Origin of the sequence: Amycolatopsis sp. NPDC051045, assembly GCF_040682955.1 — a bacterium.
Taxonomy (GTDB): Bacteria; Actinomycetota; Actinomycetes; order Mycobacteriales; family Pseudonocardiaceae; genus Amycolatopsis.
The window spans coordinates 348,217-364,903 of record NZ_JBFBCC010000009.1; the positions used below are offsets into that span (position 1 = coordinate 348,217).

Below are 16,687 nucleotides of genomic sequence, written 5' to 3' on the forward strand. Positions count from 1 at the left end.
GGCGGTTGTACGACGAGCTGCGCGCTCTCAAAGGCAAGGCCGACGCCGCTCGTCGCAAAGCCGGACTCCGTCCGTTGTCGCAGGACGAAACCGAACGGATCTTGCGCAAATCGCCGTATCTCGTCGCCGATTTTCGGGGTCAGCGGTTGAGCGACTGGCTGGCGGAAGACTTTTCGAAGACCAAAACGCCATCGGCCGGCAGTTTGACGGCCGTGTTCGCGCTCGTGCGGGTGTGGAGCGAACAGGCCGGCGTCACCGCTCCCGTCGAGCGGTACTGGGCCGACTTGCTGGAGGCCGCCCAGCCCGGCCGGCCCGCCAAGGGCCGGGCCCGGACGGAGCCCCAACCCGAGCCGGCGGGCCGTCCGGCTCACTCCCTGATCGACGACTACATCGCGGCGGCCGTCCGGGCGGCTCAAGAGCATCCCTACCCGGGCGTACTGCCGGGGAACACGCCGCCGCTGACCGAGGTCTACGTGCGTCAGCGAGTCCGGGTCGGAGACATACGTACGCGGTCGGCTGTGCCCGGGAAGCTCGGCGCGGGGCCGGTCTCCTTGGCCGGCGAGTCTGCTTCCTGGACGTCCATGCCGCCGGCTCGACGCGTGGCGGGCCGGATGTCCGCCGAAGAAAATCCTGGACAGCGATCGCATCTGTGTGGTCGTCGGCGCCCCCGGCGGGGGTAAGACCAGTCTCTTCCGCACCCATCTGATCCGGGCGGTGGAGGCGAGAAGAGCGGGTGAGCTCGAGACTTCGCTGCCGATCCTGGTGTCCGCGGCCGCCTTGTCGGGCAAGCCGCTGGCGGCCGCGCTCGCGGAGGCGGCGACCGCCGAGCTGAGCGGTTTCGGCCTGCTCGAGAAGCTACCGGACGACTTGTTCAAGAAGTGCCCGTACGAGGACGTGCCGTGGCTCGTCATGGTCGACGGGCTCGACGAGATCACCGACACGGCCGGTCGCCGGAAGCTCTTGGCCGCGCTGGACCAGATCTCCGACGGCGGCCGTGGACGCCAGTACCGGTTTGTCATCGCCACCCGGCCCCTGCCCGAATGGGAGCTCGCCGTCCTCGGCGCGCAGGCTCCGGTGTACGAGCTGGAACCGTTCACCTGGTCGGACCTGAACCGCGTTTCCGCCGACTGGTTCCGGGTGCTCGGACTTGAGAACCCGGACCGGGTGGCCGAGAGGTTCGCGAGCGCGGTCCGACGGACCAGGGTGTTCGGTCTTGCCCGGACGCCGTTGATGGCGGCGTTGCTCTGCCAGTTGCACGGCGCGAACCCGGACGCGCCGTTGCCGGCCAGCCGCGGCGAAATCTACCGCAAATACGTGGAGCAGCTGACGCGGCGCATGCAGGGCGCGGACACGTCGGGTATCCAGGCCCAGGTGCGGGCCAGTTTGCCATGCTACGGGGACGAGGCCCTCGGCGAAGGTTGGCGGACCCTCGAGCGCCTCCTCGAACTGATCTCCCGGTCGGCGGCGGAGATGCAGGGTGGCAGCTCTGTTTCGATCTTGGACATCTTCTCGGGGCTGCCCGGTGCCGAGCGTCCCAAACGGGTACCGGCCACCGTTTGGCGCGAGTACTTGCAAAGTCTGCTGCAACGCAGCGGCTTGGTGATCCTGCGCGGCGGTTCGTCATCGACCAGTGCGGCGAGGTTCAAGACGCTGTCGCCGGCTACCTGCTCCGGCTGGTCGCCCGTGGCGGCTTGGCCGGGTGCGGTTTCATCGCCGTTCTGCTCCGTCTCGGCACCGATGTGCCGGGAAGCGTCGTTCTGGCGATGGCGGAGAAGCTCGTGGATCTCGTCCGGATCCTGGGTCATCCCGTGGCTTCCGCGCCTTCTCGTCGTGCTCGAGGAGTGGTTCGGGGTGATCAGGAGCGGTTCGAGAACGCCTTCCTGGCTCTCCGTCTTCTGGCCTCCACCGGTGCGGAGGACGCGCTCGACCGGCTGAGCTCGATCGCCCGCGCCGGCGACCTCTACCCCGCAATCCGCGCGCGGGCAGCCGAGGCGGTTGTCGATCTCGATGTCGACGTCGCAGCCGCGGGCCGGCTGCTGGAGGAGCTGGCGAGGGACAGGTCGATCGACTCGCGGATGCGGGCCACGCTCGCGGCGCGGGTGGCGTCGCTCGATCCGGACCACGTGTCCCACCTGCTCGTCGATCTTGCGCGAGACGCCACCTTGGCCGGGCGCGAACGGGTCGCGTTGGTCATGATCCTCCGCGGCCTGGAAGCCGGGCCGGCTGCGGATCTGTTCGCCGAGCTCGCACTGGACGGCAGGATGAGCGGGTACTCGCGAGTCCGGTCCGCCGGTGTTCTGGCCGGCGCCGGAGAGGTGCGCGGGATCGAGCTGCTCGACGGACTGGCCCGCGGGGCCGACGTTCCGGTCTACGTGCGCGAGGAGGCGGTCCGTGCGCTGGTCAAACACGGTGGCTCCAACGCGGAAAAGGTGTTGTCGAAGCTGGCGTCGGACCTTTCGGTCGATCCGCACGTGGGGATCCGGGCCGCCGGTGCATTGGCGGAACGCGGGGACAAGGAAGCGCTGAGGGATCTCGAACGCATCGCGACGCAACGCGTGAGTGACCTCAACGTGCGGATCGGCGCGGTGGAGATGCTGGCCGCCATGGCGGAGTACAACTCGACGGAGCTGCTCGAGTCGCTGGTCCGGGACACGACGCTCGACGACGACGGAAGGCTCCGGGTCCTCGAGATCATGCTCCAGATCGGTGGCCGTTGTGGTGCTGACGCGGTGAAGTCGCTGGTCGGTGACCACTCCCTCAGCGACCGCGCCCGGGTCTACGTCGCGGGCCTGCAGGGAAAGATCGACAAGCCGGCCGCGGTTCGCGTTCTCGTCGGCTTCATCGGCGACCGGAGTATGGCGGGGCCGGCTCGTGTCGACGCGGCCGAGCTGCTCGCCCATTTCCTGCTCGGCGAATACGCGCGGCCGTCGGGCACGGTGGACGTCCGGATGTCCACGTCGGACGACTTCCGGTCGGATCCCATCGGCAACGTGGATCTGGATCGTGTCGTGATCATCGATCTGCTCGACGATCTGAGCCACGATCGGAGTGTTTCGAGGGGCGATCGAGGCCGGGCGATCGAAGTCCTCCGCCGCTTCTCCTGGTGGCGGTGGCGCTAAGCCCGAACGCAACACTGCGGAGAGTTCCGGGAAGGCAACCCTTCGTGTCCGGGGCGAAACAATCAGGCGTGCTTGATTTTTCCGACCGCCGGTGCGACGCTGGCTGCCGGACGCAAGGAGGCGGGCGATGGCGGATCTCGGCGTGATCCTCGGGGATCTCGACGCGGAGACACGGACGATCGACGACGTGGTGGCGGAGCTGCCCGCGTCGGACTGGGCGCGGGCGACACCGGCCGAAGGGTGGACGATCGCGCACCAGATCGCGCACCTGGCCTGGACCGATCGCAAGGCCCTGATCGCGGCCGCGCACCCCCAGAAGTGGCAGGCCGAGGTCGAAAGCATGCTGCAGACCGGGGAAGACTACGTCGACCTCGGTGCGGCCGAAGGCGCGGAAAAGCCGCCGCGCGAAATTCTCGACGAGTGGCGACAGGGCCGGAAGCTGCTCGCCGAAGCTCTCGCCGCGGTGCCGGACGGCCAGAAGCTGCCCTGGTACGGCCCGCCGATGAGCGCCGCTTCGATGGCGACCGCGCGGATGATGGAGACCTGGGCGCACGGCCAGGACGTCTTCGACGCCCTCGGCCGGACCCGCGAGCCGACCGCGCGGCTGTGGCACATCGCCCGCTTCGGCACCCGCACCCGTGACTTCGCCTACCTGACCCACTCGCTCGCCCCGCCGGCGGAGGAGTTCCGCGTCGAACTGACCGCGCCGGCCGGCTCCACCTGGGCGTTCGGCCCGGAGGACGCCGAGCAGAAGCTGACCGGCAGCGCGCTGGACTTCTGCCTGGTCGTCACCCAGCGGCGGCATCCCGCCGACACCGACCTCGTGGCCCACGGCGCCGACGTCGAGGAGTGGCTGGGCATCGCCCAGGCCTTCGCCGGGCCACCCGGCCCCGGCCGGAAGCCGGGGCAGTTCGCATGACGTATCGCATTGGCAACGCCTCCGGGTTCTACGGCGACCGGTTCTCCGCCGTCCGCGAGATGCTCACCGGCGGCCCCCTCGACGTCCTGACCGGGGACTACCTGGCCGAGCTGACCATGCTCATCCTCGGCCGTGACCGGATGAAGGACCCCGACCGCGGCTACGCCAAGACGTTCCTGCGCCAGATGGAGGAAAACCTCGGTCTGGCGCGGGAAAAGGGCGTCAAGATCGTCGCCAACGCGGGCGGGCTCAACCCGGCCGGGCTCGCCGATGCCCTCCGCGAGCTGGCCGGGAAGCTCGGCCTCGACGTCAAGATCGCCCACGTCGAGGGGGACGACCTCGTGGCGCGCGCCGAGGAGCTGGGTCTCGGGAAACCGTTGACCGCCAACGCTTACCTCGGTGCCTGGGGTATCGCCGAATGCCTCAACGCGGGCGCCGACGTCGTCGTCACCGGGCGGGTCACCGACGCCTCGGTGATCGTCGGCCCGGCCGCCGCGCACTACGGCTGGGCCCGCGACGACTTCGACGCCCTCGCCGGCGCGGTCGCCGCCGGGCACGTCATCGAGTGCGGCGCGCAGGCCACCGGCGGCAACTACGCCTTCTTCACCGAGCACACCCTGGGCGTGCCCGGCTTCCCGATCGCCGAGATCGAGGCCGACGGCTCCAGCGTCATCACCAAGCACCCGGGCACCGGGGGTGTGGTGAACGTCGGCACGGTCACCGCGCAGCTGCTGTACGAAATCACCGGCGCGCGCTACGCCGGCCCGGACGTGACGACCCGGTTCGACACGCTGTCGCTCACCGAAGACGGGCCCGGCCGCGTCCGCATCTCCGGCGTCCGCGGGGAAGCGCCGCCGCCGACGCTGAAGGTCGCACTGAACACCTTGGGCGGGTTCCGCAACGAGACGACGTTCGTCCTCACCGGACTCGACATCGAGGAAAAAGCCACGCTGGTGCGCGAACAACTCGAAGCGTCCTTGAAGGACCGGCCGCCCGCCGACGTCCGGTGGACGCTGGCCCGCACCGACCACGCCGACGCCGGCACCGAGCAGACCGCGAGCGCGCTGCTGCACGTCGCGGTCAAGGACGCCGACCCCAAGGTCGCCGGGCGCGCGTTCACCGGCGCCGCCGTCGAGCTGGCGCTGGCCAGTTACCCCGGCTTCCACGTCACCGCACCGCCGTCGGACGCCTCGCCGTACGGCGTCTACACCGCGGCCTATGTGGACGCCGCGCAGGTGCCGCACGTCGCCGTCCTGCCGGACGGGATGCGTGTCGACATAGCACCTTCGACCGCCACCCGCGAGCTGTCCGAAGTGGACGAGCCGGCGCTGCCCGAACCCCTCGACCACGGCCCGGTGCGGCGGGTACCGCTCGGCCGGATCGCGGGCGCCCGCAGCGGCGACAAGGGCGGCAACGCCAACCTCGGCGTCTGGGTGCGGTCGGAAGAAGCCTGGCGCTGGCTGGTGCACCGGCTGACCGTCGCCGAGTTCAAGCGGCTGCTGCCCGAGACCGCGGACCTGCCGGTGACCCGCTACCTGCTGCCCAACCTGTGGGCGGCCAACTTCGTCGTCGAGGGCATTCTCGGCGAGGGAGTCGCGTCGCAGGCACGGTTCGACCCGCAGGCCAAGGCGCTGGGGGAGTGGCTGAGGTCGCGGGAGATCGACGTCCCGGAGGTGCTGCTGTGACCGATCCCTTCCGGACGCCCGAACGGGCCGAGCTGCGCAAGACCGTGCGCCGGTTCGTCGAGCAGGAGGTCCTGCCGCACCTCGACGGCTGGGAACGGGACGGCGAGCTGCCGCGCGACCTGCACCGCAAGGCCGGGGAGCTCGGTCTGCTCGGCGTCGCCTTCCCCGAGGAGATCGGCGGCGGCGACGGCAACTACCTCGACGCGCTGGTCGTCGCCGAGGAAATGCACTACGCGGGCGGCTCCGGCGGGCTGTTCGCGTCGTTGTTCACCTGCGGCATCGCCGTCCCGCACATCGCCGAAGCCGGCGACCCCGTCCAGATCGAGCGCTGGGTGCGCCCGACGCTGAACGGCGACAAGATCGGCTCCCTGGCCGTGACCGAGCCGGACGGCGGCTCCGACGTCGCCGGGATCCGGACCACCGCCGTCCGGGAGGGCGACGAGTACGTCGTCAACGGGGCCAAGACGTTCATCACCTCCGGCTGCCGCGCGGATTTCGTGACGACGGTCGTGCGCACCGGCGGTGACGGCGCGCACGGGCTCTCGTTGATCGTCGTGGAACGCGGCACGCCCGGGTTCACCGTGTCGCGCAAGCTGGAGAAGATGGGCTGGCTCTGCTCCGACACCGCCGAATTGTCCTACGTGGACGTCCGCGTCCCGGTCGAGAACCTCGTCGGCGCCGAGAACAGCGGGTTCGCGCAGGTCGCCATCCAGTTCGTCACCGAACGGCTGTCCCTGGCCGTGCAGGCTTACGCGCACGCGCAGCGGGCCCTCGACCTGACGCTGGACTGGTGCCGGCTGCGCGAGACGTTCGGCCGTCCGCTCATCTCGCGGCAGGTCGTGCAGCACAAGCTCACCGAGATGGCGCGTCGCGTGGACGTCGCGCGCACCTACACCCGCCACACCGCGATCCGGCACGTGTCGGGCGAGGAAGTCATCGCCGAGGCCTGTTTCGCCAAGAACACCGCCGTCGAGGCCGCCGAGTGGGTGGTCAACGAGGCCGTCCAGCTGCACGGCGGGCTCGGCTACATGCGCGAGTCCGAAGTGGAGCGCCACTACCGCGACGTCCGGATCCTCGGCATCGGCGGCGGCACCACCGAGATCCTCACCGGCCTGGCCGCGAAGCGATTGGGATACACCTCGTGACTGCTCTGAGGTCCACAGTGGACACGCGGGCCGCCGAGTTCGGCGCGAACCGCGAAGCGATGCTGGAGAAGCTCGCCGAGATCGACGCCGAGCACGCCAAGGCCGTCGCCGGCGGCGGCGAGAAGTACGTCGAACGCCACCGCAAGCGCGGCAAGCTCCTCGCGCGGGAACGGATCGAGCTGCTGCTCGACCCCGACTCGCCGTTCCTGGAGCTGTCGCCGTTGGCCGCGTGGGGCACCGACTACCGCGTCGGCGCGAGCCTCGTCACCGGCATCGGCGTCGTCGAAGGTGTCGAGTGCCTGATCTCGGCCAGCGACCCGACGGTCAAGGGCGGCGCGAGCAACCCGTGGACGACCAAGAAGAGCTTCCGGGCCGCGGACATCGCCGCGCAGAACCGGCTGCCGTCGATCAACCTCGTCGAGTCGGGCGGTGCGGATCTCCCGACGCAGAAGGAGATCTTCATCCCCGGCGGCCGGATTTTCCGTGACCTCACGCGAGCCTCGGCCGCGGGCTGCCCGACGATCGCGCTCGTCTTCGGCAACTCGACGGCGGGCGGTGCGTACCTGCCGGGCATGTCGGACTACGTCGTGATGGTCAAGGAACGTGCGAAGGTGTTCCTCGGCGGGCCGCCGCTGGTCAAGATGGCGACCGGCGAGGAGTCCGACGACGAGTCGCTCGGCGGCGCCGAGATGCACGCCCGGACCTCGGGGCTGGCCGACTACCTCGCCGTCGACGAGGCCGACGCCATCCGGCTGGGTCGCAACATCGTCAAGCGGCTCAACTGGACCAAGCAGGGCCCGACGCCGAAGCCGGACTACGCCGAGCCGCGGTACGACGCCGAAGACCTGCTCGGCATCGTCCCGACCGACCTCAAGGTGCCCTTCGACCCGCGCGAGGTGATCGCCCGCGTCGTCGACGGCTCGGACTTCGACGAGTTCAAGCCGCTGTACGGGTCCAGTCTCGTGACCGGCTGGGCGAGCATCCACGGCTACCCGGTCGGCGTCCTGGCCAACGCCCAGGGTGTGCTGTTCGGCGAGGAGTCGCAGAAGGCGGCGCAGTTCATCCAGCTGGCCAACCAGATCCACACCCCGCTGGTGTTCCTGCACAACACGACCGGCTACATGGTCGGCAAGGAGTACGAGCAGAGCGGCATCATCAAGCACGGCGCGATGATGATCAACGCCGTCTCGAACTCGAAGGTGCCGCACCTGTCGGTCCTGATGGGCGCCTCCTACGGCGCCGGGCACTACGGGATGTGCGGCCGCGCCTTCGATCCCCGGTTCCTGTTCGCCTGGCCGAGCGCGAAGTCCGCGGTGATGGGGCCGGCCCAGCTGGCCGGCGTGCTGTCCATCGTGGCCCGTGCGGCGGCGGAAAGCCGTGGCCAGGAGTACAACGAGGAGCACGACAAGGCCATGCGCGCCATGGTGGAGGGGCAGATCGAAGCGGAGTCGATGCCGATGTTCCTCTCCGGCATGCTCTACGACGACGGCATCATCGACCCGCGCGACACCCGCACCGTGCTGGGCCTGAGCCTGTCCGCGATCCACAATGGACCAGTGAAGGGCGCCGAGGGCTTCGGCGTCTTCCGGATGTGAGCGAGCGATGATCCAGAACCTGCTGGTCGCCAACCGCGGCGAGATCGCCCGCCGCGTCTTCCGCACCTGCCGCGACGCCGGGATCGGCACCGTCGCGGTGTTCTCCGACGCCGATGCCGCCGCGCCGCACGCCCTGGAGGCCGACGCGGCCGTCCGCCTACCGGGCAACGCACCCTCCGAGACGTATTTGCGGGCCGAGCTGCTGGTGAAGGCCGCGGCCGACACCGGCGCCGACGCCGTCCACCCCGGGTACGGTTTCCTGTCCGAGAACGCCGCCTTCGCCCGGGCCGTCCTCGACGCCGGGCTCACCTGGGTGGGGCCGCCGCCGGAGGCCATCGAGACCATGGGCTCCAAAGTGGAGTCCAAGCGGCTGATGGCCGCGGCCGGCGTCCCGGTACTGTCCGAACTGGACCCCGACCAGGTCACCCAGGACGACCTTCCGTTGCTGGTCAAGGCGTCCGCCGGGGGCGGTGGACGCGGCATGCGGGTGGTCCGCTCCCTGGACGAGCTGGCCGAGGCGGTGGAAGGTGCCAGTGCGGAGGCCGGGTCGGCGTTCGGCGACCCGACCGTCTTCTGCGAGCGGTACCTGGAGACCGGGCGCCACATCGAGGTCCAGGTGCTCGCTGATCGGCACGGCACGGTGTGGGCGGTGGGGGAGCGGGAGTGCTCGATCCAGCGCCGGCACCAGAAGGTCGTCGAGGAGGCGCCGTCGCCGCTGGTCGACGCCGGGATGCGCGAAGAGCTGTTCGAGGCCGCGCGCAAGGCCGCCAAGGCGATCGACTACGTCGGCGCGGGCACGGTCGAGTTCCTCGCCGGGCCCGACGGCCGGTTCTACTTCCTCGAGATGAACACCCGGCTGCAGGTCGAGCACCCGGTCACCGAGAACGTCACCGGCCTGGACCTGGTCGCCCTGCAGCTGCGGATCGCGGAAGGCGAGCGGCTGCCCGCCGACCCGCCGCCGACGACCGGCCACGCCATCGAGGTCCGGCTGTACGCCGAAGACCCGGCCGCGAACTGGCAGCCGCAGAGCGGCACCCTGCACACGTTCGACGTCCCCGATGTGGACCGGTCGTTCACGCACGGTCCCGGCCTGCGGCTCGACTCCGGGTTCGAAAGCGGGTCCGTGGTGGGCGTCCACTACGACCCGATGCTGGCCAAGGTGATCACCTGGGCGCCGACCCGCGCCGAAGCCGCCCGGCGGCTGGCGAAGGCCCTGGCGGCCACGAAGATCCACGGCGTCGTCACCAACCGCGACCTGCTGGTGCGCATCCTGCGGCACGCAGCTTTCCTCTCCGGGGAGACCGACACCGCGTTCTTCGATCGCCACGGCTTGGCCACCCTGGCCGCGCCGCTGGCCACTGTGGACACCGAGCGGCTGTCCGCCCTCGCTGCGGCGCTGGCGGACGCGGCGGGCAACCGGGTGGCGGCGACCACGCAGGCCAGGCTGCCGAGCGGCTGGCGCAACGTCCGTTCTTCCGGGCAGCGGAAGGTCTTCACCGTCGCGGACCGCGAGTACGAAGTGGTCTATTCGCTGACCCGGGACGGGCTGGAAGCCGGAGGATTCGACGCCGAGCTCGTCTCGGCCGAGCCGGGCCGGGTCGTGCTGGAGGTCGCCGGGGTGCGGCGAGTTTTCGATGTCGCCCGGCACGCCGGTGTGTCCTACGTGGACTCGGTGCTCGGTTCGGTGGCGCTGACGGCGCAGCCGCGGTTCGCCGACCCGGACGCCGCGCTGGCCGCGGGGTCGCTGGTCGCGCCGATGCCGGGCACCGTCGTCCGGCTCGCCGTGCAGGCCGGAGATCCGGTGAAGGCGGGCGATCCGCTGCTGTGGCTCGAAGCGATGAAGATGGAACACCGGATCGCCGCTCCCGCCGACGGCGTGGTGGCGGAACTGCCGGTCACGGTCGGACAGCAGGTCGAAGTGGGCACCATCCTCGCCGTCGTCGGAGACGCGCCATCGGACACAGTAGTGGGAGAAGCATGAACGCCATGAACTTCATCGAGCCGGAAGAGCGGATCGAGCTCCGGAAGGCCGTCGCCGAACTCGGCGCCAAGTACGGCCACGGGTACTACGCGCGCAAGGCCCGCGCGGGCGAGAAGACCCACGAACTGTGGGACGAGGCCGGGCGGCTGGGCTACCTCGGCGTCAACATCCCCGAGGAGTACGGCGGCGGCGGTGCGGGGATCGCCGACCTCGCCGCGGTCCTCGAAGAGCTCGCCGCCGCGGGCGCGCCGCTGCTGCTCATGGTCGTCTCGCCGGCGATCTGCGGCACCGTGATCTCCCGGTTCGGCACCGAAGAGCAGAAGAAGCAGTGGCTGCCGGGCATCGCCGACGGCACCAAGCGGATGGTCTTCGCGATCACCGAGCCGGACGCCGGGTCGAACTCGCACAAGATCACCACCACCGCGAAGCGCGACGGCGACGGCTGGGTCCTCAGTGGACGCAAGGTCTACATCTCCGGCGTCGACGAGGCCGACGCCGTGCTCGTCGTCGGCCGCATGGAGGACTCCAGGACCGGCCGGCTCAAGCCCGCGTTGTTCATCCTCCCGACGGGCACCCCCGGCTTCGAGTACACGAAGATCCCGATGGACATCGTCGCGCCGGAGAACCAGTTCTCGCTGTTCCTCGACGACGTCCACCTGCCCGCCGAAGCGCTGGTCGGCGAGGAGGACGCGGCGATCGCGCAGCTGTTCGCCGGCCTCAACCCGGAACGCGTCATGGGCGCGTCGTTCTCCCTCGGCATCGCCCGCTACGCGGTGGGCAAGGCCGTCGGCTACGCCAACCAGCGGCAGGTGTGGGGCACCCCGATCGGCGCCCACCAGGGCCTCGCGCACCCGCTCGCGGAGATCAAGATCGAGCTCGAGCTGGCCAAACTGATGACGCAGAAGGCGGCGTCGCTCTACGACTCGGGCGACGACTTCGGCGCGGGCGAGTCGGCCAACATGGCGAAGTACGCGGCCGCCGAGGTGGCCATCCGCGCGACCGACCAGGCCGTGCAGACCCACGGCGGCAACGGTCTCGCCACCGAGTACGGCCTCGGCACGCTCGTGACCGCGGTGCGGCTCGGCCGGATCGCCCCGGTCAGCCGCGAGATGGTGCTCAACTTCGTCGGCCAGCACAGCCTCGGCCTGCCCAAGTCCTACTAGGAGCCGATGTGTCTACTTTGGACGGCAAGACGATCCTCATGTCCGGCGGCAGCCGCGGCATCGGCGAGGCGATCGCGCTGCGGGCGGCGAAAGACGGCGCGAACGTCGCGCTGCTGGCCAAGACCGGCGAGCCGCACCCGAAGCTGCCCGGCACCATCCACACCGCGGCGGAGGCGATCGAGAAGGCGGGCGGGCACGCGTTGCCGATCCTCGGCGACGTCCGGGACGACGACGGCGTGGCTGCCGCGGTGGCGAAGACCGCCGAGCAGTTCGGCGGCATCGACATCGTCGTGAACAACGCGAGCGCGATCGACCTGACGCCGACCGAGCAGGTCAGCATGAAGCGCTACGACCTGATGCAGGACATCAACGCCCGCGGCACGTTCCTGCTGTCCAAACTGGCCATCCCGCACCTGCGTCGGTCGGCCAACGCGCACATCCTGACGCTGTCGCCGCCGATCAGCCTCGACGAGAAGTGGTTCACCGCCGGGCACCTCGCCTACAGCATCGCGAAGTACTCGATGAGCCTGGTGACCGTCGGGCTCGCGGCGGAATTGCGCGAGGACGGCATCGCGGCGAACTCGTTGTGGCCGCGCACGACGATCGACACCGCGGCGATCCGCAACGTCGTCGGCGCGGAACTGGCTGCGCGCAGCCGCACGCCGGAAATCATGGCCGACGCCGCCCACGCGATCCTCACCAAGCCGAGCCGCGAGGTCACGGGGAACTTCTTCCTCGACGACGAGGTGCTGCGCGCCTCCGGGGTCACGGACTTCGCGCGGTACCGCGTCGGCGGCGCTTCGGAGGAGGACCTCCAGCTCGACTTCTGGGTGGAGCCGGCTTGACCGGCGTCCGCGAACCCCAGCAGGAGCGCAGCCGCACGACGCGGCGGCGGCTGGTCGAGGCCGCGCTCGACAGCTTCGGCGAGCGCGGCTGGCACGGCGTGACGGTGGCCGGGATCGCCGAGCGGGCCGGCGTCTCGCGCGGCGCGGCGCAGCACCACTTCCCGGCCCGGGAGGACCTCGTGGTGGCGGCGGTCGACCTGCTCGGGGAGGCCCAGATCGACGAGCTGCGGGCCCAGGCCGCCGGCCTGCCGAGCGGGGCGTCCCGCATCGAGCACGTCGTGGAGATGGTGCTGAACCTCTACACGGGACCCCTGTTCCGCGCGGCCCTGCAGCTGTGGTCGGTGGCGGCGACCGACGACGCCCTGCGGGAGGTGCTGGTGCCGCTGGAAGCCCGGGTCGGCCGGGAGGTCCACCGGGTGGCGGTGGAGCTGCTGGGCGTCGACGAGTCCCGCCCGGGCGTGCGGGAGCTGGTCCAGGCCACGCTCGACCTGGGCCGCGGGCTGGGGCTGGCGAACCTGCTGACCGACGACACCCGGAGGCGGCGGCAGATCGTGCGGGAGTGGGCCCGGACGCTGGAGCTGCGGCTGGCCGGCACGCGGGACTGAGCCGGCGCCGGCTCACCACGGACGGCCTTCCGGGGGCGCCGCCTGAGCCGCAGGCTGGTCAACGGCGGTCCACGAGCCCGTGCTCGTAGGCGTGGATCGCCAGGTGGACGCGGGTGCGCAGGCCGAGCTTGGCCAGCATCCGCGCGACGTGGGTCTTCACCGTGCCTTCGCCGACGACGAGGGCGCCGGCGATCTCGGCGTTGCTCATCCCCTGCGCCACGTGCCGCAGCACTTCGCGTTCCCGTGGGGTCAGTGCGCCGAGGCCGTCCGGCGCGGGCCGGGGCGCGAGCTCGGCGAACCGGCGGAGGGTGCGGCGGGTGACCTGCGGGTCGAGCAGCCCCTGCCCCTTCGCGGCCGCGCGGACGGCGTCGACGAGCAGCGCCGGTTCGCTGTCCTTGAGCACGAACCCCGCCGCGCCCGCCTCCAGCGCGCCGAACAGGTACTCGTCGACGTCGAACGTGGTCAGGGCGACGACGGCGGGCGCGGGGTTGACCGATTCGCGGATCCGGCGGATGGCGGCGATCCCGTCCAGGCGCGGCATCCGCAGGTCGAGCACCACGACGTCCACACCGCAATACCGGGCCTTCTCGGCGGCTTCGGCCCCGTCGGCGGCTTCGCCGACCACCTCGATGTCCTCTTCGGCGTCGAGCACCAGGCGCAGCGCCCAGCGGACCGGCTCCTGGTCGTCCGCGAGCAGGGTCCGGATCACCGGGGGAGCCGGGCTTCGACGCGCCAGCCGGCCGGGCTGCCGGGGTCGATCCGCAGCGTGCCGCCGAGCTGCCGGGCCCGCTCCCGCATGCCGCGCAGCCCGGCGCCTTCGGCCTGGTCGCCGGGGGTGGTGGAACCGTTGTCCGCGACGGTGATCACGACGGCGTCCGGGCGGTGGTCGACGCGCAGGTCCACGCGGGTCGCGTCGGAATGGCGGAGGACGTTGGTCAGCGCTTCCTGGGCCAGCCGGTAGCCGGCGTGGTCGAGCAGCGGCGGCACGTCCGGCGAGCCGCACCGGGTGAGGGTGACGGTGCGGTCCGGGCCCGTCGCGCGCTCCACCAGGGTGTCCAGATCGGACAGTGAGGCGCCGGTCCGGGGCAGGACGGCGCGGACCTCGGCGAGTGCGGTGGCCGAGGCGTCGGCGATCGTGGCCAGTGCCCGGTCGGCGTCCGGGGGGAGGGCGCGGGTGACGTGGCGGACGGCGGTGGCCTGCAACCGGATCACGGTGAGGTGGTGCCCCACGGCGTCGTGCACCTCCCGGGCGACGCGGGCGTGCTCCTCGGCGACGACGCGCCGGGTCTCCGCCCGGTACAGGCGCGCGGCGTGCTCGGCACGGTCGCGGTGCAGCCGCAGGGCATAGCCGGCCGCGACCGGCGCGATGCCGAGGAGCACGAGATCCGTGTAGGTGGCCGCGCCCACCGGGCGGACCCCGGCGGCGGCCAGGACGACGAGCCAGCCCACGGAGCAGGCGAGCACGCCCGGCCGCGGCCGGTGGTAGGCGGCCGACCCGAACGCGGCCATGGCGACCAGCCGGCCGGGCCGGAGCGGCACGGTCGCGGCGACCACGACGGCGGCGCAGAGCACGGCGGCGGTCAGCGGGTGGCGACGGCGGATCATCAGCGGCGCGGCCACCGCACCGGCGGCCGCGGCCATGGTGCGGGGGTCGGCGGTGGGCTGGTCGGCCAGCCCGAGCCCGAGCACGACGGCGGCGGCGGCGGCGGTGACGAGCAGGTCGCCCGTGGTCGTGCCGCTGAGGCGGGCCAGTGACCGCCACGGTCCCGGTGGGTCGATGGCCATGTCCACGTTGTACACGTCCAGGGCGCCGCGGCGCGGCTCTCCCGCAGGGACATCACCTCGCGCTTTCGCAACGCGCCCCCGGTGCGGGCAGCTCCCCGTTCCACAGCCACCGGTGCACGTAATCCCGCACGCACGCGTTCCCCCGCAGGTAAAGCGCATGATTGCCGGCCGAGGACAGGTACGTCCCGTGCAGCTGCGCGGCGACGCGGCGGCCGTGCGCCGCGGGCGTCAGCGGGTCGTCGTCGCCGTTCGCCACCAGGACGCGCGGCATCGCGGGCAGCTCCGCCGGTGGGTTCAGCCCGATCGGGGGCAGCCCGGCGCACTGGCCCGACACCCGCCACGGGTGCACCGCCCAGCCCAGCCGGGGCGCCGCCACCCGCAGCTCGGCTTCGACCCGCTTGGCCGCCGGAAAGCGGTCCGGGAAGGGGAAATCCGCGCAGAACGCCGTCCGGGCGAGGCGGGCGTCGGGCGCCGCCGGCCGCGGCGTCATCGCCGACGTGTCCCCGGCTTCCGCCTGCGCCAGGCCCGTGGTCAGCGCGACCCAGCTCCGGTCGTCGCCGATCCGGGCCGCGGCCCACCGGACGATCAGCGCCCCGTCCGGCGTCGCCGACAGCCGGTCCCACAGCGCGATGACGTCGCGGCCGTGCAGCGCGCAGCCCGCGTCCGCCGCGCACCACCGGGCCATCCGGAACAGGTTGCGTTCGGCCGTCACGGCCCCGGCCCGGGCCCACGCCGCCGGCTCCGATCGGGTGTGGTCCAGTGCGCTGTCGAGGTACATGCGCCCGACGCGGGAGCCGAACAGCGCCGCGTACTCCTGCCCGTACACCGTGCCGTACGAACTGCCGAAATAGTCGAGCCGCCGCTCGCCCAGCCGGGCGCGGATCGCGTCCATGTCGTGGGCGACCTGGCGGGCGCCGAGGTGACCGCGGGCGGCACCCGCGGCCGTCGTGCAGTCCGTCGCGAACTTCGCGTTGGCCGCGGCGTAGGCGTCGTACGCGCTCTCGGTCAGCGGCCCCGGCAGAGGCGCGGGCGTCGGGGCCGGGCACGTGACGTCGAGGCCGCGCGGGTCGAACACCACGACGTCGAACCGCGCCGCGAGGTCGGTGAACTGGTCACGGAAACCCGGCACGGCGAAGAGCGGGATCGATTGCGCGGGGCCGCCGGGGTTCACCAGGAGCGTGCCGAGTTTCGGTTCACGGGCGGGGATCCGCAGCAGCGGGACGGTGACCGTGGTGCCCTCGCCCGGCCGGTCCCAGTCAGCGGGCACCCGGATCTCGGTGCACGACAAGCCGTCGTAACAGTCTCGCCAGGGCGAACTTTCGCCCGCGGCGGCGGTCCCGGTCCCGGTCATGAGCAGCGCCGCCACCGCGGCCACCGCCGTCACCTGCTTGAACAGTGCTTTCATACCTCGATTCGAGCAGCTCGCGACGCCCGGCGCGTCTGCCTTCCGGCAGACTTTTCCGCCGCTGGAACCTCGGCCGGGTCCGAAACGTCATAGTGCCGTAAGTAACACAATCGGCCCATTGGGCGAATGACAGGTTGTAGCGATTTCCAGGGGAAGGCAATCCGGTGTCCGGTTCACGAGTCGAGCTCACCTACCGCGCAATGGCCATGCTGAGGGCGGTGGCCGCGGGACGTGCGCAGATGTCGTGCAGCTGCGAACCCGACCTCTTCATCGACGGATTCGCCTGTTGCGATCAGATGACGGCCCACGCCTTGGCCCACAGTGGCTACCTGCGTCCCGCCGTGGAAGGCGCCACCGGCCGCGTCACCGCCGAACTGACCGAGGCGGGCCGCACCGCGGTGGCGATCACGGTCGCCGCCTGACCGGTGGCCCGCGTTCAC

Annotated in this window: 15 protein-coding genes; 12 read left to right on the forward strand and 3 right to left on the reverse strand. The window is 71.5% G+C overall.

Going from position 1 to position 16,687, the window contains the following annotated elements; genetic code table 11:
* Positions 1-5 precede the first annotated feature (5 nt).
* The 11 genes from AB0M80_RS23455 to AB0M80_RS23505 all read left to right on the forward strand — a co-directional run bounded on the left by AB0M80_RS23455 (position 6) and on the right by AB0M80_RS23505 (position 13,057).
* On the forward strand, positions 6-680 hold the full coding sequence (locus tag AB0M80_RS23455) for a hypothetical protein (RefSeq protein ID WP_364568442.1): 675 nt from the start codon (positions 6-8) through the stop codon (positions 678-680).
* Positions 652-1,935: a hypothetical protein gene (locus tag AB0M80_RS23460; RefSeq protein WP_364568445.1), complete on the forward strand. Its 1,284-nt coding sequence runs from the start codon at positions 652-654 to the stop codon at positions 1,933-1,935. The genes AB0M80_RS23455 and AB0M80_RS23460 overlap by 29 nt, the downstream gene beginning before the upstream one ends.
* Positions 1,842-3,119 carry a HEAT repeat domain-containing protein gene (locus AB0M80_RS23465; protein ID WP_364568448.1) on the forward strand — a complete coding sequence of 426 codons (1,278 nt, stop codon included), beginning with the start codon at positions 1,842-1,844 and terminating at the stop codon, positions 3,117-3,119. The genes AB0M80_RS23460 and AB0M80_RS23465 overlap by 94 nt, the downstream gene beginning before the upstream one ends.
* A 127-nt stretch (positions 3,120-3,246) precedes the next feature.
* The gene (locus AB0M80_RS23470) at positions 3,247-4,038 is read left to right on the forward strand and encodes a TIGR03084 family metal-binding protein (RefSeq protein WP_364568451.1); all 792 of its coding nucleotides are present in this window, start codon (positions 3,247-3,249) and stop codon (positions 4,036-4,038) included.
* Positions 4,035-5,723 carry an acyclic terpene utilization AtuA family protein gene (locus AB0M80_RS23475; protein WP_364568453.1) on the forward strand — a complete coding sequence of 563 codons (1,689 nt, stop codon included), beginning with the start codon at positions 4,035-4,037 and terminating at the stop codon, positions 5,721-5,723. The genes AB0M80_RS23470 and AB0M80_RS23475 overlap by 4 nt, the downstream gene beginning before the upstream one ends.
* Positions 5,720-6,868 carry an acyl-CoA dehydrogenase family protein gene (locus AB0M80_RS23480; RefSeq protein ID WP_364568455.1) on the forward strand — a complete coding sequence of 383 codons (1,149 nt, stop codon included), beginning with the start codon at positions 5,720-5,722 and terminating at the stop codon, positions 6,866-6,868. The genes AB0M80_RS23475 and AB0M80_RS23480 overlap by 4 nt, the downstream gene beginning before the upstream one ends.
* Positions 6,865-8,463 carry a carboxyl transferase domain-containing protein gene (locus AB0M80_RS23485; protein ID WP_364568457.1) on the forward strand — a complete coding sequence of 533 codons (1,599 nt, stop codon included), beginning with the start codon at positions 6,865-6,867 and terminating at the stop codon, positions 8,461-8,463. The genes AB0M80_RS23480 and AB0M80_RS23485 overlap by 4 nt, the downstream gene beginning before the upstream one ends.
* A 7-nt stretch (positions 8,464-8,470) precedes the next feature.
* The gene (locus AB0M80_RS23490; protein ID WP_364568459.1) at positions 8,471-10,444 is read left to right on the forward strand and encodes a biotin carboxylase N-terminal domain-containing protein; all 1,974 of its coding nucleotides are present in this window, start codon (positions 8,471-8,473) and stop codon (positions 10,442-10,444) included.
* The gene (locus tag AB0M80_RS23495; RefSeq protein ID WP_364568461.1) at positions 10,441-11,607 is read left to right on the forward strand and encodes an acyl-CoA dehydrogenase; all 1,167 of its coding nucleotides are present in this window, start codon (positions 10,441-10,443) and stop codon (positions 11,605-11,607) included. The genes AB0M80_RS23490 and AB0M80_RS23495 overlap by 4 nt, the downstream gene beginning before the upstream one ends.
* An 8-nt stretch (positions 11,608-11,615) precedes the next feature.
* Positions 11,616-12,452, forward strand: a complete 837-nt coding sequence (locus AB0M80_RS23500; RefSeq protein ID WP_364568464.1) for an NAD(P)-dependent oxidoreductase — start codon at positions 11,616-11,618, stop codon at positions 12,450-12,452.
* Complete coding sequence (locus AB0M80_RS23505) at positions 12,449-13,057, forward strand: TetR/AcrR family transcriptional regulator (protein WP_364568467.1); 609 nt, start codon at positions 12,449-12,451, stop codon at positions 13,055-13,057. Before AB0M80_RS23500 ends, AB0M80_RS23505 begins: the two co-directional genes overlap by 4 nt.
* 58 nt (positions 13,058-13,115) lie before the next feature.
* On the opposite strand, the gene AB0M80_RS23510 is transcribed toward AB0M80_RS23505, so the two are convergent.
* The 3 genes from AB0M80_RS23510 to AB0M80_RS23520 are packed head-to-tail and all read right to left on the reverse strand — an operon-like array spanning position 13,116 to position 16,247.
* Positions 13,116-13,766, reverse strand: a complete 651-nt coding sequence (locus AB0M80_RS23510) for a response regulator transcription factor (RefSeq protein ID WP_364568470.1) — start codon at positions 13,764-13,766, stop codon at positions 13,116-13,118.
* Complete coding sequence (locus AB0M80_RS23515) at positions 13,763-14,842, reverse strand: sensor histidine kinase (protein WP_364568473.1); 1,080 nt, start codon at positions 14,840-14,842, stop codon at positions 13,763-13,765. The genes AB0M80_RS23510 and AB0M80_RS23515 overlap by 4 nt, the downstream gene beginning before the upstream one ends.
* A 52-nt stretch (positions 14,843-14,894) precedes the next feature.
* Positions 14,895-16,247 (reverse strand): alpha/beta fold hydrolase, encoded by a 1,353-nt coding sequence (locus AB0M80_RS23520; RefSeq protein WP_364568476.1) that lies wholly within the window; start codon positions 16,245-16,247, stop codon positions 14,895-14,897.
* Between the two features lie 164 nt (positions 16,248-16,411).
* On the opposite strand from AB0M80_RS23520, the gene AB0M80_RS23525 reads away from it, so the two are divergent.
* Positions 16,412-16,669, forward strand: coding sequence for a hypothetical protein (locus tag AB0M80_RS23525; protein WP_364568479.1), 258 nt, complete (start codon positions 16,412-16,414; stop codon positions 16,667-16,669).
* Positions 16,670-16,687: the final 18 nt, after the last annotated feature.

Coding starts and splice junctions, on each gene's coding strand:
- AB0M80_RS23470 (WP_364568451.1), top strand. CDS start 3,247: ATGGCGGATCTCGGCGTGATCCTCGGGGATCTCGACGCGGAGACACGG.
- AB0M80_RS23475 (WP_364568453.1), top strand. CDS start 4,035: ATGACGTATCGCATTGGCAACGCCTCCGGGTTCTACGGCGACCGGTTC.
- AB0M80_RS23490 (WP_364568459.1), top strand. CDS start 8,471: ATGATCCAGAACCTGCTGGTCGCCAACCGCGGCGAGATCGCCCGCCGC.
- AB0M80_RS23495 (WP_364568461.1), top strand. CDS start 10,441: ATGAACGCCATGAACTTCATCGAGCCGGAAGAGCGGATCGAGCTCCGG.
- AB0M80_RS23515 (WP_364568473.1), bottom strand. CDS start 14,842: ATGGCCATCGACCCACCGGGACCGTGGCGGTCACTGGCCCGCCTCAGC.
- AB0M80_RS23520 (WP_364568476.1), bottom strand. CDS start 16,247: ATGAAAGCACTGTTCAAGCAGGTGACGGCGGTGGCCGCGGTGGCGGCG.